The sequence below is a fragment of the Providencia sp. 21OH12SH02B-Prov genome, assembly GCF_027362595.1.
Taxonomy (GTDB): Bacteria; Pseudomonadota; Gammaproteobacteria; order Enterobacterales; family Enterobacteriaceae; genus Providencia; species Providencia zhejiangensis.
The window spans coordinates 1825431-1842064 of record NZ_CP114796.1; the positions used below are offsets into that span (position 1 = coordinate 1825431).

General features: G+C 44.8%; 14 protein-coding genes. 13 read left to right on the plus strand and 1 reads right to left on the minus strand.

The annotated features are described in order from the left end of the window. Positions 1-562: 562 nt before the first annotated feature. The 13 genes from O7C57_RS08740 to nuoN all read left to right on the plus strand — a co-directional run bounded on the left by O7C57_RS08740 (position 563) and on the right by nuoN (position 15561). A complete protein-coding gene (locus O7C57_RS08740) occupies positions 563-1006 on the plus strand; it encodes an NADH-quinone oxidoreductase subunit A (RefSeq protein WP_070929231.1) in 444 nt (147 codons plus the stop codon). 18 nt (positions 1007-1024) lie between these two features. Continuing rightward, complete coding sequence (locus O7C57_RS08745) at positions 1025-1699, plus strand: NuoB/complex I 20 kDa subunit family protein (RefSeq protein ID WP_154622104.1); 675 nt, start codon at positions 1025-1027, stop codon at positions 1697-1699. Between the two features lie 73 nt (positions 1700-1772). Next, complete coding sequence (nuoC, locus tag O7C57_RS08750; protein WP_195848136.1) at positions 1773-3572, plus strand: NADH-quinone oxidoreductase subunit C/D; 1800 nt, start codon at positions 1773-1775, stop codon at positions 3570-3572. Positions 3573-3574: 2 nt separating this feature from the next. Then, entirely contained in the window at positions 3575-4117 is a 543-nt protein-coding gene (gene nuoE, locus O7C57_RS08755; RefSeq protein WP_154622105.1) for an NADH-quinone oxidoreductase subunit NuoE, read from the plus strand. Further along, positions 4114-5472 (plus strand): NADH-quinone oxidoreductase subunit NuoF, encoded by a 1359-nt coding sequence (gene nuoF, locus O7C57_RS08760; RefSeq protein ID WP_154622106.1) that lies wholly within the window; start codon positions 4114-4116, stop codon positions 5470-5472. Before nuoE ends, nuoF begins: the two co-directional genes overlap by 4 nt. Positions 5473-5574: 102 nt before the next feature. Continuing rightward, a complete protein-coding gene (nuoG, locus tag O7C57_RS08765) occupies positions 5575-8298 on the plus strand; it encodes an NADH-quinone oxidoreductase subunit NuoG (RefSeq protein WP_269723924.1) in 2724 nt (907 codons plus the stop codon). After that, positions 8298-9275, plus strand: coding sequence for an NADH-quinone oxidoreductase subunit NuoH (gene nuoH, locus O7C57_RS08770; RefSeq protein WP_154622116.1), 978 nt, complete (start codon positions 8298-8300; stop codon positions 9273-9275). Before nuoG ends, nuoH begins: the two co-directional genes overlap by 1 nt. 14 nt (positions 9276-9289) lie before the next feature. Continuing rightward, positions 9290-9832 carry an NADH-quinone oxidoreductase subunit NuoI gene (nuoI, locus tag O7C57_RS08775; protein ID WP_154622108.1) on the plus strand — a complete coding sequence of 181 codons (543 nt, stop codon included), beginning with the start codon at positions 9290-9292 and terminating at the stop codon, positions 9830-9832. A gap of 12 nt (positions 9833-9844) precedes the next feature. Beyond that, on the plus strand, positions 9845-10390 hold the full coding sequence (gene nuoJ / locus O7C57_RS08780) for an NADH-quinone oxidoreductase subunit J (protein WP_154622109.1): 546 nt from the start codon (positions 9845-9847) through the stop codon (positions 10388-10390). After that, entirely contained in the window at positions 10390-10692 is a 303-nt protein-coding gene (nuoK, locus tag O7C57_RS08785; protein ID WP_004921109.1) for an NADH-quinone oxidoreductase subunit NuoK, read from the plus strand. The genes nuoJ and nuoK overlap by 1 nt, the downstream gene beginning before the upstream one ends. Next, on the plus strand, positions 10689-12551 hold the full coding sequence (gene nuoL / locus O7C57_RS08790) for an NADH-quinone oxidoreductase subunit L (RefSeq protein ID WP_154622110.1): 1863 nt from the start codon (positions 10689-10691) through the stop codon (positions 12549-12551). Before nuoK ends, nuoL begins: the two co-directional genes overlap by 4 nt. A gap of 19 nt (positions 12552-12570) precedes the next feature. Further along, positions 12571-14091 (plus strand): NADH-quinone oxidoreductase subunit M, encoded by a 1521-nt coding sequence (gene nuoM, locus O7C57_RS08795; protein ID WP_154622111.1) that lies wholly within the window; start codon positions 12571-12573, stop codon positions 14089-14091. Positions 14092-14097: 6 nt separating this feature from the next. Then, a complete protein-coding gene (gene nuoN / locus O7C57_RS08800; protein ID WP_154622112.1) occupies positions 14098-15561 on the plus strand; it encodes an NADH-quinone oxidoreductase subunit NuoN in 1464 nt (487 codons plus the stop codon). Between the two features lie 65 nt (positions 15562-15626). Here nuoN and O7C57_RS08805 read toward each other — a convergent pair whose 3' ends face one another. Then, on the minus strand, positions 15627-16634 hold the full coding sequence (locus O7C57_RS08805; protein ID WP_154622113.1) for an alpha-xenorhabdolysin family binary toxin subunit B: 1008 nt from the start codon (positions 16632-16634) through the stop codon (positions 15627-15629).

The following is a 16634-nucleotide window of genomic DNA, read 5'->3' on the forward strand; positions in this document are numbered from 1 at the left end:
TTAGTTACGAAATTGTTATGTTGTTAACAATCATATTTTGCTGAATTGATAAAATAGCGCTGCTGGGTCAGGCAGTTACTTGATTTAGTGAATAAAAAATCGTTAATATGACTTAGCCTAAATTTGAATATTCTGTAAACAGTATGCGCATATTTTCAATAAAAATGTGCGCTAGATCAAAAAAAAGAGCAAGTTTTCATCTAGTAAGACAGGTTTTTCCTGAGATAATAGTGTAGTAAAAGCGAATAATCAGTTAGACTAGTCATTGTGTTTACTAGGTGTATTATCACACTGACACGTTTTAGCTGCTTTTGAGTACTTTTTGTTGCAATCTTGTTTTTTACTGGTTGGTGGATTGTAACAATTACGGGTTATTTTGCTTAATTTAAGCAAAGTAAATAGTCAGAGAGAGGACAAACCAAACGCAGTCTTCAGGCTGATTTTTATGTTTGGTGATGATTTTTGGTCTTTCTTCTCGGTTAACTGGGCAATTATGGTGCAATACTGCCGTGATGTTGATAAGAGCAGATTACGCACCATGTGTAATGAGTAAGCAACGAGTATGTCTGAATCTATCCTAGCGTTAGCCCACAACTGGGCCTTTGCGATATTCTTTGTCGGCGCCATCGCCCTTTGTTCGTTTATGTTGGTTGCTGGTCATTTTCTCGGCAGCCGTGCCAAAGCCAGAACAAAACATGTACCTTATGAATCAGGTATCGATTCAGTAGGTAGTGCCCGTCTTCGTATGTCAGCCAAATTCTATCTGGTTGCCATGTTCTTCGTTGTTTTCGATGTTGAAGCTATGTTCCTCTTTGCTTGGGCTGTCGCAGTCCGTGAAGTAGGTTGGTTGGGCTTTATCGAGGCAGCAATCTTCATTCTGGTATTGTTGGCGGGACTGTTTTACTTGATTCGCGTCGGTGCATTGGATTGGACTCCTGTCCGTTCACGTCGCGCAGTAAAAGGTCCTAGTGAAGTTATTAAAATCAGCAATCGTCATCCGCAGTAAAAAGCGAGGCATTATACAATGGATTATACGCTCACCCGCATAGATCCGAACGGTGAGAACGACCGTTACCCCCTGCAAACTCAAGAAATTGTAACAGATCCACTTGAGCAGCAAGTTAAAAACAGTGTTTACATGGGAAAACTTTCTCATGCGCTACATGATGTCGTTAACTGGGGACGTAAAAATTCTCTTTGGCCATATAACTTTGGTCTCTCATGTTGCTATGTTGAAATGGTAACGTCGTTCACAGCAGTTCATGACGTAGCCCGCTTTGGGGCAGAAGTACTCCGTGCTTCACCTCGTCAAGCCGACTTTATGGTCGTTGCAGGAACCTGCTTTACTAAAATGGCTCCGGTAATCCAGCGTCTTTATGATCAGATGTTGGAACCAAAATGGGTTATCTCCATGGGGGCATGCGCTAACTCTGGTGGTATGTATGACATTTATTCCGTTGTTCAGGGAGTAGATAAGTTTATCCCTGTGGATGTCTACATTCCAGGCTGCCCACCACGTCCCGAAGCTTATATGCAAGCATTACTTCTATTACAAGAATCTATCGGGAAAGAGCGTCGTCCGCTTTCGTGGGTTGTGGGTGACCAAGGGGTTTATCGTGCCAATATGCAATCAGAAAGAGAAAGAAAGCACGGTGAACGTATTGCAGTGACTAACCTGCGTACCCCAGACGAAATTTAAGGCTTAAAGCCATACAGCGTAACAGAGCAATGTGTTGCGAAATAATAAACCTGATCAAGCGTTATGGTGAAGAATGATGACAGATCAGATAGCGCAAGAAAGTACCCTGCCTGGATGGCAGACACAGGATCACTTAAATGATCCTGTACTTCTGGAACTGCGCAACCAATTTGGCCCGGATGCCTTTTCTGTTCAAGCGACCCGTACTGGTATGCCAGTTATCTGGGTGCGGCGCGAGCAGCTACTGGAAGTCGTAGACTTTTTGAAAAAACTACCAAAACCTTATGTGATGTTATTTGACTTACATGGGGTGGATGAACGTCAAAGAATACATAGACAAGGTTTGCCAGAGGCAGACTTTAGTGTTTTCTATCACTTCATCTCTATCGATCGTAACCGTGATATTATGGTGAAAGTCGCATTAAGTGAAAAAGACTTAAATGTGCCTTCCATGGTGTCATTATTCCCAAATGCTAACTGGTATGAGCGTGAAGTTTGGGATATGTTTGGTATCACCTTCCAAGGTCATCCGAACTTACGTCGCCTGCTTATGTCACCGAGTTGGGAAGGCCACCCATTACGTAAAGACTATCCTGCCCGTGCAACAGAATTCGACCCATTTGAGTTGACCAAGCAAAAACAAGATCTGGAAATGGAAGCGTTGACTTTCAAACCAGAAGAGTGGGGCATGGCTCGTGGGAACGAAAATGAAGATTTCATGTTCCTGAACTTGGGACCGAACCACCCTTCATCGCATGGTGCTTTCCGTATTGTATTACAGCTTGATGGCGAAGAAATCGTAAACTGTGTACCTGACATTGGTTATCACCATCGTGGTGCAGAGAAAATGGGTGAACGTCAGTCTTGGCATAGCTACATTCCTTATACCGACCGTATCGAATACCTCGGTGGTTGCGTTAATGAAATGCCATACATATTGGCCGTTGAAAAGCTGGCCGGTATTGAAGTCCCTGATCGTGTTAAAACGATTCGTGTCATGCTATCTGAATTGTTCCGTATTAATAGCCATTTGCTATACATCAGTACTTATATTCAAGATACGGGAGCGATGACACCGGTATTCTTTGCGTTTACCGACCGCCAAAAAGTGTATAACGTCGTTGAGGCTATTACGGGTTTCCGTATGCACCCAGCTTGGTTCCGTATTGGTGGGGTTGCGCATGACCTACCGAGAGGTTGGGATAAATTATTACGTGAATTATTAGATTGGCTGCCAAAACGTCTTGATTCCTATGTGACAACAGCCCTGAAAAACTCCATTTTAAAAGGCCGTTCAATCGGTGTTGCTTCATACACTAAAGAAGAAGCTTTAGCTTGGGGAGTCACAGGGGCAGGCTTACGTGCTACCGGAATTGATTTTGACGTACGTAAATGGCGTCCATATTCAGGTTACGAAAACTTTGAGTTTGATATTCCAATCGCACATAACGGTGATTGCTATGACCGTGTGATGATTAAAGTGGAAGAGATGCGTCAAAGTATGCGTATTCTTGAGCAATGTCTGAAGAACATGCCTGAAGGGCCTTTCAAAGCCGATCACCCATTGACGACGCCGCCACCAAAAGAGCGGACGCTGCAACATATCGAAACCCTGATCAATCACTTCTTACAAGTGTCATGGGGTCCGGTTATGCCAGCCAATGAATCATTCCAGATGATTGAAGCAACCAAAGGAATTAACAGTTACTACTTAACGAGTGATGGCAGCACGATGAGCTACCGTACTCGTATCCGTACACCGAGCTATGCACACTTGCAGCAAATTCCAGCGGTGATTAGGGGTAGTCTGGTTTCCGACTTGATTGTCTATCTGGGTAGTATCGATTTTGTAATGTCGGATGTGGATCGCTAACCATGCATAATGAACATAATAAGCAGACCAGTCTTGATGGAGTCAATGTTTTTGAGCCTCAAGAAGCACAGCACGGCTTTGTGTTAACGGAAGCTGAACGTGCAGAAATTGAAGGTGAAAAGCACCATTATGAAGACCCGCGCGCTGCCTCCATTGAAGCACTGAAAATTGTGCAAAAAAACCGTGGCTGGGTTGAAGATGGTGCCATTCACGCTATCGCTGAAGTGCTGGGTATTCCCGCGAGTGATGTTGAAGGTGTGGCGACATTCTATAGCCAAATCTTCCGTCAGCCTGTAGGTCGTCACATTATTCGCTATTGCGATAGTGTGGTTTGTCATATTACAGGTTATCAAGGGTTAGAAGCTGAAATCATTAATCAGCTGAATATTCGCCCAGGCCAGACAACAAAAGATGGCCGCTTTACGCTGTTGCCAACCTGTTGTCTGGGGAACTGTGATAAAGGTCCTACCATGATGATTGATGAGGACACGCACAGTTACGTACAGCCTGAAGATATTAAAAAGTTACTGGAGCAGTATCCATGACAAACTCCTTTAAACAAGTGATCCGTACTGCGGAAACACATCCGTTGACATGGCGTTTGCGTGATGACAAACAGCCTGTTTGGCTGGATGAGTATCGCAGTAAAAATGGATATAAAGGTGTGGAACGTGCGCTTAAAGGCATGGCACCGGATGAAGTGGTGAATCTAGTTAAAGATGCTGGATTAAAAGGACGCGGTGGTGCAGGTTTCTCCACCGGGCTGAAATGGAGCCTGATGCCAAAAGACGAAAACATGAAACTGCGTTACTTCTTATGTAATGCGGATGAAATGGAGCCAGGCACCTATAAAGACCGTCTATTGATGGAGCAATTACCACATTTATTAGTTGAGGGTATGATCATCGGGGCTTATGCACTAAAAGCTTACCGTGGTTATATTTTCTTGCGTGGTGAATATGTCGAAGCGGCAAAGCATTTACGACACGCTATCGAAGAAGCGAAAGCCGCGGGCTTACTCGGTAAAAATATTTTAGGTTCAGGATTTGATTTTGAACTGTTTGTACATACTGGCGCTGGACGTTATATCTGTGGTGAAGAAACCGCCTTGATTAACTCCCTTGAAGGCCGCCGTGCGAACCCTCGTTCAAAGCCACCCTTCCCAGCAACATCTGGCGCATGGGGTAAGCCAACGTGCGTTAATAACGTGGAAACTATTTGTAACGTTCCTGCTATTTTAGAGCATGGAGAGCAGTGGTATATCAATCTCAGTGCAGGCAAAAGTAAAGATGCAGGTACTAAATTGATGGGCTTCTCTGGTCGCGTCAAAAATCCGGGATTATGGGAATTACCGTTTGGTACGACAGCGCGCGAAGTGCTGGAAGATTACGCGGGCGGTATGCGCGATGGCCTCACGCTTAAAGCATGGCAACCAGGTGGTGCAGGTACTGACTTTTTAACGGGAGATCACCTTGATTTACCTATGGATTTCGAATCTATCGGTAAAGCAGGAAGCCGTTTAGGTACTGCATTAGCAATGGCCGTTGATAACGAAATTAATATGGTGTCTCTGGTTCGTAACCTTGAAACCTTTTTCGCTCGTGAATCGTGTGGTTGGTGTACGCCTTGCCGTGATGGTTTGCCATGGAGCGTAAAAATTTTACAAGCGTTGGAAAACGGGGAAGGGCAACCGGGTGATATTGAAACGCTGGAACAGCTATGCCGTTTCTTAGGTCCGGGCAAAACTTTCTGTGCTCACGCACCGGGTGCGGTTGAGCCATTACAGAGCGCTATCAAATATTTCCGTGAAGAGTTTGAAGCGGGTATCTCGCAAAAAGATCTGCGCAATATAGCCCAGATAGCAGGTATTCAGCCCAACCTGTTAAAACAGCGTTGGTAATATTTTTTGTGAATGAGCAACCACAAAAAATCGATTTTTCACGAAGAACGTATTTTTGATTAACGCCTGCTGTGAAGCGGGCCTTTGGGAAGCATGCTGACTATGGCTACAATATATGTAGACGGCAAAGAATATGATGTAAACGGGTCTGAAAACCTGTTGCAAGCCTGCCTTTCTCTGGGGCTAGATATTCCTTATTTTTGCTGGCATCCAGCGCTGGGAAGCGTTGGCGCTTGCCGCCAGTGTGCGGTTAAGCAGTATCAAAACGCGGATGACACCCGTGGTCGCCTTGTTATGTCCTGTATGACACCGGCAACGGAAGGGACTTACATCTCTATTGATGATGAAGAAGCCAAACAATTCCGTGAAAGTGTTGTTGAATGGCTCATGACCAACCACCCTCATGACTGTCCAGTCTGTGAGGAAGGGGGCAACTGCCATTTGCAAGATATGACGGTGATGACCGGTCATAATATGCGTAAATATCGTTTTACTAAACGTACACACGTTAATCAGGACTTAGGGCCATTCATTAATCATGAAATGAACCGCTGTATCGCCTGTTATCGTTGCGTTCGTTATTATAAAGATTACGCAGATGGTACCGACTTGGGTGTCTATGGTGCACACAACTATGTCTACTTTGGTCGTACTGAAGATGGCACACTGGAAAGCGAATTTTCAGGTAACTTAGTTGAAGTGTGTCCAACAGGTGTGTTTACAGATAAGACGCATTCAGAGCGCTATAACCGTAAATGGGATATGCAATTTGCACCGGGTATCTGCCAGCAGTGCAGTCTCGGTTGTAATACCAGCCCAGGTGAACGCTATGGCGAGCTACGCCGTATTGAAAACCGTTATAATGGTTCGGTAAACCACTATTTCTTATGTGATCGCGGTCGTTTTGGTTATGGTTATGTGAATCGTAAAGATAGACCTCGTCAGCCATTACTGAATAAAGATGGCGTTAAGCAAGTTATTTCCGCTATCGAAGCAATGCAAAGTGGTGCTCAGATTATCAATCAAGCGAAGAAGGTGATTGGTATCGGCTCTCCTCGTGCAAGCATTGAAAGTAACTATGCATTACGTGCCTTAGTGGGTGAAGAAAACTTCTACTCAGGTGTATCAGCGGATGAGCAACGCCGTCTTGAACTGATGCAAAATATCCTAGAAAACGGCGGTATTTATACACCAAGCCTACGTGAAGTAGAAGGTTATGATGCTGTTTTGGTTCTGGGGGAAGACCTCACTCAGACGGGCGCTCGTATGGCTCTGTCTGTTCGTCAAGCAGTGAAAGGTAAAGCTCGTGAAATGGCAGCAGCTCAAAAAGTGGCTGATTGGCAAATCGCGGCGATCATGAATATTGGTCAACATGCCAAGTATCCGCTGTTTATCACTAACGTAGATGATACACGTTTAGATGATATCGCAGCATTTAACTACCGTGCGCCTGTTGCTGATCAAGCTCGCTTTGGTTTTGCTATTGCGAATATGGTTAATGGTGATGCGCCCGCAGTCGCGGATTTACCGAGCGAGTTAAAAGCAAAAGTACAAACCATCGCAGACGCGCTGGCGAGTGCCAAGAAACCATTGATTATCAGTGGTAGCCATTCGGCAAGTGATGCAATGATCCAAGCAGCCGCTAACGTTGCTTTTGCGCTGAAAGCGAAAGGGGCACAAGTTGGCTTGTCTTATCTAGCTTCACACGCGAACAGCTTTGGTTTAGCGATGATGAAAGCGCCTTCACTCGATAGTGCTTTTGCGCGTATCAACGCAGATGAAGCGGATGTGGCTATCGTGATGGAAAATGACCTTTACCGTCACAGTAGTGTCAATAAGGTTGATAGCACACTGGCTAAGTTGAAGCATTTGATTGTGGTTGACCATCAACATACTGCCATCATGGATAAAGCAACCTTGATCCTGCCAGGAGCAAGCTTTGCTGAAGCAGATGGTACGCTGATTAACCAAGAAGGTCGTGCACAACGTTTCTTCCAAGTCTTTGACCCATCTTTCTACGATAAAGCTATCGTGATGAACGAAAGTTGGCGTTGGTTGCACTCACTACAAACCGAAGCACAAGAGCGCGATGCGGATTGGTCACAACTTGATCATGTCATTGCGGAATGCGTGAACGCTTTACCTCAGTTCGCCGGTATAGTCGATGCTGCACCAAAAGCGTCTTTCCGTATTCGTGGTCAGAAGTTAGCACGTGAACCGCACCGCTACAGCGGTCGTACCGCGATGCTAGCGAACCAATCTGTTCATGAGCAGCGTCAACCTCAGGATAAAGACACGGCATTTGCTTTCTCTATGGAAGGGAACAATAGTCCAACCGCACCGCGCCAGCAAATTCCATTTGCATGGGCTCCGGGTTGGAACTCACCACAAGCTTGGAACAAGTTCCAAAGCGAGGTAGGCGGGCACTTGCGTTTTGGTGACCCTGGTGTTCGTTTGTTCAATTCAACAGAAAGTAAAATAGGCTACTTCACTGACATTCCAACCGCGTATCAAGCGACTGAAGCGCAGTGGGTTGTTGCGCCTTATTATCACTTGTTCGGTAGTGATGAAATGTCACAACGTTCTGATGTGATCCAACAGCGTATGCCTGAACCTTACATTATGTTGAATGCACAAGATGCCGCAACGCTTGGGCTTGCGGCGGGGACTAAAGCTGAATTTAGTCACGAAGGGCAAACTTTCAACTTGACAGTTCGTGTTAGTCAAAACTTGTCTTGTGGCCAAATTGGTCTACCTCTAGGTATGCCGGGTATTGCACCAGCCATGGCGGGTGTGTCAGTCAATAATCTACGGAGGGGGGCATGATGGATTGGATATCCCCAGAAGTGATGGAAATCCTGATTTCTATCCTAAAGTCGATTGTCATCCTATTGGTTGTTGTGATCTGTGGGGCATACATGAGTTTGGGGGAACGCCGTATTCTCGGTTTATTCCAAAATCGTTATGGTCCTAACCGTGTTGGACCGTTTGGCATGGGGCAGTTAATGGCCGACATGTTCAAAATGCTGTTCAAAGAAGACTGGATCCCACAGTTTGCCGATAAAAAAATCTTTACGCTGGCACCCGTGATTGCGTTTTGTTCACTGTTCCTTGCGTTTGCTATCGTTCCTGTTAGCCCGACATGGCATGTTGCAGACCTAAACATTGGGATCCTATTTTTCCTAATGATGGCGGGTCTTGCTGTCTATGCGGTGCTCTTTGCCGGTTGGTCAAGTAACAACAAATACTCACTGCTGGGCGCAATGCGTGCATCGGCTCAAACAGTGAGCTACGAAGTGTTCTTGGGACTTTCATTGATGGGGGTTGTGGCTCAGGCTGGCTCCTTCAATTTGATTGATATCGTCAATTCTCAAGAAGGCATGTGGAACGTCATTCCTCAGTTCTTTGGTTTTGTGACGTTTGCGATTGCAGGTGTTGCGGTATGTCACCGTCACCCGTTTGACCAACCAGAAGCAGAACAAGAAATTGCGGATGGTTACCACGTTGAATATTCAGGTATGAAATTCGGCCTATTTTTCGTCGGTGAGTATATCGGTATTGTTACTGTCTCTGCATTGATTGTCACACTGTTCTTTGGTGGCTGGCATGGGCCGTTCTTGCCGTCATTCTTGTGGTTTGCCATTAAGACTGCCTTCTTCATGATGATGTTCATCTTGATCCGTGCATCTTTACCGCGTCCGCGTTATGACCAAGTGATGTCCTTTGGCTGGAAAGTCTGTTTGCCACTGACTTTGCTTAACCTGCTGGGTACCGCAGCAGTCATTTTATACAACGCTCAGTAAGGGGTGATTGAACCATGACATTGAAAGATTTATTGGTCGGTTTCGGCACTCAAGTACGCAGTATTTGGTTGGTCGGTTTGCATGCGTTCCAAAAACGTGAAACGCAAATGTATCCCGAAGAACCGGTTTACTTGCCGCCCCGTTACCGTGGTCGTATCGTATTAACCCGCGATCCTGACGGCGAAGAGCGTTGCGTTGCCTGTAATTTATGTGCAGTTGCTTGTCCTGTGGGTTGTATCTCACTGCAAAAGGCTGAACATGAAGATGGGCGTTGGTATCCTGAATTTTTCCGCATTAACTTCTCTCGCTGCATTTTCTGTGGGTTGTGTGAAGAGGCTTGCCCAACAACAGCCATTCAATTAACGCCTGACTTTGAAATGGGTGAATGGCGTCGTCAGGATCTTGTTTACGAGAAAGATGACTTATTAATTTCAGGTCCGGGTAAATATCCTGATTATAACTTTTACCGTAAATCGGGTATGGCGATTGCAGGTAAAGACAAAGGTGAAGCGGATAACGAAGCCAAACCAATTAACGTCAAAGACCTGTTGCCATAAGGAGCGATATTCATGGAATTTACATTTTATATCGCCGGTCTGGTTGCTGTTTTAGCAACTTTGAGGGTGATAACCAATACTAACCCGGTACATGCGTTGTTGTATCTGGTTGTTTCTCTACTGGCTCTGTCGATGGTGTTCTTCTCGCTTGGCGCTTATTTTGCGGGTGCGTTGGAGATCATCGTTTATGCAGGCGCCATTATGGTGCTATTCGTTTTCGTAGTGATGATGCTTAACCTCGGTCGCTCTGTACAAGAACAAGAGCGTGAGTGGCTAACGCCGAAGAACTGGATTGGTCCTGCTATTTTATCAGCAGTACTTCTTGCACTTCTGGTTTACGGCATCATGAGTCTGTCATACCAAGAGGGTATTGCTGGCACAATGATTAGTGCGAAAGAAGTGGCTATCAGCTTGTTTGGACCTTATGTCCTAGCCGTTGAATTAGCATCACTGTTGCTACTCGCTGGTCTTGTGGTGGCGTTCCATGTCGGTCGTGACCGTAATGAAAATGGTGCTGATATTGTGAGTAGCACCAAAGCGAATGCGGAGGAACAATAATGATACCTCTTCAACATGGTCTGATTTTAGCGGCGATCTTATTTGTAATGGGACTAAGCTGTCTTGTTATTCGCCGTAACTTGCTTTTCATGCTGATCGGACTGGAAATCATGATTAACTCAACTGCTTTGGCATTTGTCGTTGCAGGGAGTTTCTGGGGGCAACCAGACGGTCAAATTATGTATATTTTGGCCATTGCACTGGCTGCAGCGGAGGCGAGTATTGGATTGGCGTTGTTACTGCAACTCCATCGTCATCGTCAGAACCTGAATATTGATAAAGTCAGTGAGATGCGCGGATGAACTTACTCTATTTAACAATTCTGTTTCCGCTACTGGGGTCTGTGTTATTAGCATTTTCCCGTGGTCGCTGGTCAGAAAATGTTTCAGCAATTGTTGGTATTAGTGCCGTCGGTTTGGCTGCTATTGTCGCCGCTTATGCAGGCATTGATTTCCTAGAACACAAGGCGTTGATGGCAAATGCCAATGATGCTTATGTTTATACACAACCGCTGTGGACTTGGATGTCAGTGGGTGATTTTACCATCCCATTCACACTGCACCTTGATGGTCTATCTCTCACTATGCTTGGCGTAGTGACGGGAGTGGGTTTCCTGATCCACGTTTATGCTTCTTGGTATATGCGTGGCGAAGAAGGCTATTCACGTTTCTTTACCTACACGAACCTGTTTATCGCGAGTATGGTGGTTTTAGTTCTCGCCGATAATATGATGCTGATGTATCTCGGTTGGGAAGGGGTAGGGCTGTGTAGTTATCTGTTGATTGGTTTTTATTACACCAATCCAGATAACGGCAAAGCGGCGATGAAAGCTTTCTTTGTCACCCGTGTTGGTGATGTGTTCTTAGCTATCGGTATGTTTATTCTGTGGAATGAACTGGGTACTCTGAACTTCAGTGAAATGGCGATTTTGGCACCTCAGAAAATGGCTGAAGGCGGCACGGCAATTACATGGGCAACCTTAATGATCTTAGGTGGTGCGGTAGGTAAATCTGCACAGCTTCCACTACAGACATGGCTGGCCGATGCGATGGCGGGTCCAACACCTGTTTCTGCACTGATCCACGCAGCAACCATGGTAACCGCGGGTGTTTATCTTGTTGCTCGTACTCATGCCTTGTTCCTGATGGCACCTGAAATTTTACATCTGGTAGGCATCGTTGGTGGTGTGACACTGCTGTTTGCAGGTTGTGCGGCATTGGTACAAACCGACATCAAACGGGTACTCGCTTACTCAACCATGAGCCAAATTGGTTATATGTTCTTGGCTCTTGGCGTACAGGCGTGGGATGCGGCAATTTTCCACCTGATGACACACGCATTCTTTAAAGCGTTGTTATTCTTATCCGCAGGTTCTGTGATTATTGCTTGCCACCATGAACAAAATATTTTCAAAATGGGTGGGTTACGTAAGCAAATCCCTTACGTCTACGCGGTGATGTTAATCGGTGGAAGCGCATTGGCTGCATTGCCTCTGTTTACCGCTGGTTTCTACAGTAAAGACGCAATTTTATGGGGAGCAGAAGTGGATGGGCAAACTGTACTGTTATGGGCAGGTCTCATCGGGGCACTACTGACTGCAATGTATACCTTCCGTATGATTTTCATCGCATTCCATGGCGAAGCGAAAATCCAAGCGCACAAGGTCAAAGGTTTTACTCACTCTGTACCTTTGGGCATTCTGGCCGTTTTAGCGACATTCGTTGGTGCACAGATTCACCAGCCGTTAGAGGGGGTATTCCCGGTTAATCCACTGGAACATGAAGCAGGTAAGTTACAGCTGGAAATTCTGTCGGGTAGCCTAGCCGTTATCGGTCTGTTGATTGTGACATTCATTTATCTGTTCAGACGTTCTATCGCTACAGCAATCGCGAAAAGTGCACCGGGTCGTTTCTTCTCTACGTGGTGGTACCATGCATGGGGCTTCGACTGGTTGTATGACGTGGTCTTTGTGAAACCTTTCAAAGGGGTTGCATGGCTACTGGAAAGCGATCCTATTAACTCACTGATGAACTTGCCAGCTTGCTTGTCTCGTTGGGCAAACAAAGGGTTAGCAGTGAGTGAGAACGGTCAAGTCCGTTGGTATGTTGCCTCATTGGGGCTGGGTGCAGTGCTGATTCTTGCTCTGCTGCTTTTGGTTTAATTAAGGGACACATTGCGCCATGCTATTACCTTGGCTAATACTCATTCCCTTCATCGGTGGCCTGCTAAGTTGGCAGGCTGACCGGTTCAGCCATCGCGCACCTCGTTGGGTTGCGCTGGCTTCAATGGGAATAACATTAATATTATCAATCCAGTTGTGGCTACAGGGAAATTACTCTCTGGCAAACCCACAAGGTATTCCACAATGGCAAGCCGTATTCTTTATGCCATGGATCCCATCGCTGGGTATTAATTTCCATCTTGCTATTGATGGGTTATCGCTACTGATGGTGGTATTGACCGCGATTATGGGTGCTTTCTCAGTTCTCAGTTCGTGGAGCGAAAACCAAGCTAACCAAGGTGCTTATCACTTTAACCTGTTGTGGATTATTGCAGGGGTGATGGGGATCTTTACGGCAGTTGACCTGTTTTTATTCTTCTTCTTCTGGGAAATGATGTTGATCCCAATGTACTTCCTGATTGCTAACTGGGGGCACAAAGGGGCAGAAAACAGACAACACATTAATGCAGCAACTAAGTTCTTTATCTACACGCAAGCCAGTGGCTTGATTATGTTAGTGTCGATTGTTGGATTAGCATTAGTCCACTTCAATGATACTCGCGTGTGGACATTTAACTACAATGAGTTGCTTGGTACTCAGATGTCTAGCACGGTTAGCTTTATGCTAATGTTAGGCTTCTTTATTGCCTTTGCAGTGAAAATGCCGTTAGTTCCATTCCATGGTTGGATGGCAGATACCCAAGAGCAATCGCCTACAGCGGGTTCTGTTGATATCTCAGGTATCATGTTGAAAACAGCAGCTTATGGTTTGCTGCGTTTTACCTTGCCTCTATTCCCTGAAGCGTCTATCCAGTTCACACCAATTGCCATGACACTTGGTGTAATTAGTATCTTCTACGGTGCATGGTTAGCCTTCAAACAGACTGACATCAAACGCTTAGCGGCATACAGTAGCTTGTCTCACATGGGGTTTGTAACCGTTGCTATCTATGCAAGTTCAGTGCTTGCGTACCAAGGGGCGGTGATCCAAATGATCACGAACGGTTTATCGGGTGCGGCATTGATTATTATCAGTGGTCAGCTGTATGAGCGTACGCAAACTCGTGATATGCGCATGATGGGAGGATTGTGGAAACGTATTAAGTGGTTACCGGGTCTGTCTTTGTTCTTTGCCGCTGCAACATTAGGTATGCCAGGAACCGGTAACTTTATTGGTGAATTCATGATCCTATTTGGAACATTCAGCCAATTCACTCTCGTGACTTGCATAATGGTCTTCGGTGTTGTGTTCGCATCGGTCTACTCACTGTGGATGATGCAGCAAACTTATTACGGAACACCGAAATCAGATAGCGAAATGAAAGGGTTAACAGCGCGCGAATTTGGTGTGCTGCTGGCTCTGGCTGTATTACTGGTTATTATCGGTTTCTATCCGCAGCCACTGCTGGATACTTCAGCGGGTGCGATGGAAACATTACATAACCTGTACACTGTTTCACTTACAACATTAAGGCCGTAATTCGCCATGACAATAACACCTCAACAATTGATCGCAATACTCCCGCTGTTGATCGTCGGATTGACCGCGGTGGTTGTGATGCTGTCCATTGCGTGGCGACGCGATCATCTAACAAGTGCCACTTTGACAGTATTCGGCTTCGCAGTTGCGTTACTCTCTCTGTTCTTTATTGCAGGGAGTTTACCAATGGAAGTCACTCCGCTTATTCGTGTTGATGGCTACGCCATGTTTTACACCGCGTTAGTCCTCATTGCGGGTATGGCGACCAGTATTTTTGCTTTTCATTGGTTGGAAGGCTTCAAGGATAATAAAGAAGAGTTTCACTTACTGCTGTCTATCGCTGTAGCAGGTGGTGTGCTACTTTCAATGGCAAACCACATGGCGTCAATGTTCATCGGTATTGAGCTAATCTCTCTGCCGTTGTTTGGCTTAGTGGCTTATACTTTTGAACGCAAACGCTCATTAGAAGCAGGCATTAAATATATGCTGCTATCTGCTGCCGCCTCTTCTTTCTTGTTGTTTGGTATTGCATTACTGTATGCGGAATCAGGTAGCCTGAGTTTTGCCGCGATTGGTCAAAGCCTAACAGATAGCCAAATTCATGCTCCATTGATTTTGGTTGGTTTGGGGATGCTGATTGTTGGTTTTGGCTTTAAGCTATCACTGTTTCCATTCCAGTTATGGACTCCGGATGTGTATCAAGGTGCGCCAGCCCCTGTATCTGCATTCCTTGCGACAGGCAGTAAAATTGGTATCTTCGCGGTACTAATGCGTATCTTTATGGAAGCACCAGCGGCACAAAGTCATACATTGGCGATTGTTGTCAGTGTTATTGCGATTGCGTCGATTCTGTTTGGTAACCTTCTGGCTATCACTCAGAAAAGTGCAAAGCGCCTGCTGGGTTACTCATCGATTTCACATATGGGCTACTTATTAGTTGCATTGGTAGCACTACGAGTCGACCCCATTGCATCACAAGTTACCGTAGCGATTTATTTAGCCGGTTACTTGTTTGCAAGCTTAGGTGCATTCGGCGCGATTAGTATTGTCTCTAGCCCATACCGTGGTGATGACCAAGACGACATGAGTGCTTTCCGTGGTCTGTTCTGGCACAAGCCAGTACTGGCAACGGTATTGACAGTGATGATGCTTTCATTGGCAGGTGTGCCAATCACATTAGGGTTTATTGGTAAATTCTATGTGATCATTTCTGCTGTGAATGCTGAATTGTGGTGGTTAACCGGAGCCGTGGTTGTGGGGAGTGCAATTGGCTTGTTCTATTATCTACGCTTTATGGCTAGCTTATATAGCCGTGATGCAGAGCACGCTGACCGCTATACAGGCCCAGAAAAGGCAACATTTGGTACCGTCGTGGCAGTGATCTGCGCCATCATCGTTATCTTAATGGGGGTATGGCCACAGCCGCTGATCAATATCGCTTCAAGTGCATTAGCAGTCATTAGTCTGTAATAACAACGTAGCACAGACATAGCATGTAAAAGAGCGGTAATCGAAAGGTTACCGCTCTTTATTTTTTAATCTGCTAACTGGCGTTGATATTGGTACTCAGTTTCCACAAGAAATTCCATTAATACTTCACAGGATTCTATTGCATTATAGACATTGAATGTTTCTTCATGTAAACAATCAGCCATATAATCGATCCATTGCTGAAAATAGCGTTGTAGCTGTTGAAAGTTAGCAGCAATCTCCTGCCGCTGATGATCGATTTGCGTGACTTCTTTACCTAATATAAGAAAATAGGTTAGTCGGTTATTTCTTTCTTCATACTGTTTTGATTTTTCATGTAAGATAGCCATTTGGTCGATTAAATATAAACGCACATCCACTAATTTCATAAAATCCAAACCATTATCAAGAATGACCAGTAAGCGTTTTGCACAATCAATAGCGATTTTTAATAAATCTTTTTTGGACGGCGGAATATTTAACGATTCAATAAACGCTATTTCTGGAAAAAACTTTTCAAACATATCAGATAATTTATAGTTTAAAATGATCTCTTCGGCGGCTACAATCGCATTAATTTCTTGATTAAGTTCTTGTATCTTTTTTTTATTCTTGGTCGCTAACCCGATAAGCTTGTTTTGATGAGCTAGATAATATTCACTTTTTAACTGATTTTCCTCCTTAAGTTGTACCGCTGTTAGGTAATCGGTGATACTTCGCATTGATAATTTTAGTTTTTCTATTTCAGTCTTAACTTCAGAAAAATCATCGATAAATTCTGTAAGTATTAAATCATGATGTTTATGATGAAGTTCAAACGTTGTATTTATGGGAGATAATTCGTTAATTGTGCTATTGATTATATAACGTGTTTTTAACTTCATTATAGGTAATGAGTCTCTCACTAACTCATTAAGTATTTCTGCTTTATCAGAGATGTTTTTTATACGATTAAAAATAACAGGGTCATAATCTAGAATGTTTTGATTAAATGCACTGAGTTTATTAATACACATCCTCATCTGATAAAATTCAATAGAAGGTAAGGTTGGGGATTTGGCAGTGAGCTTCAT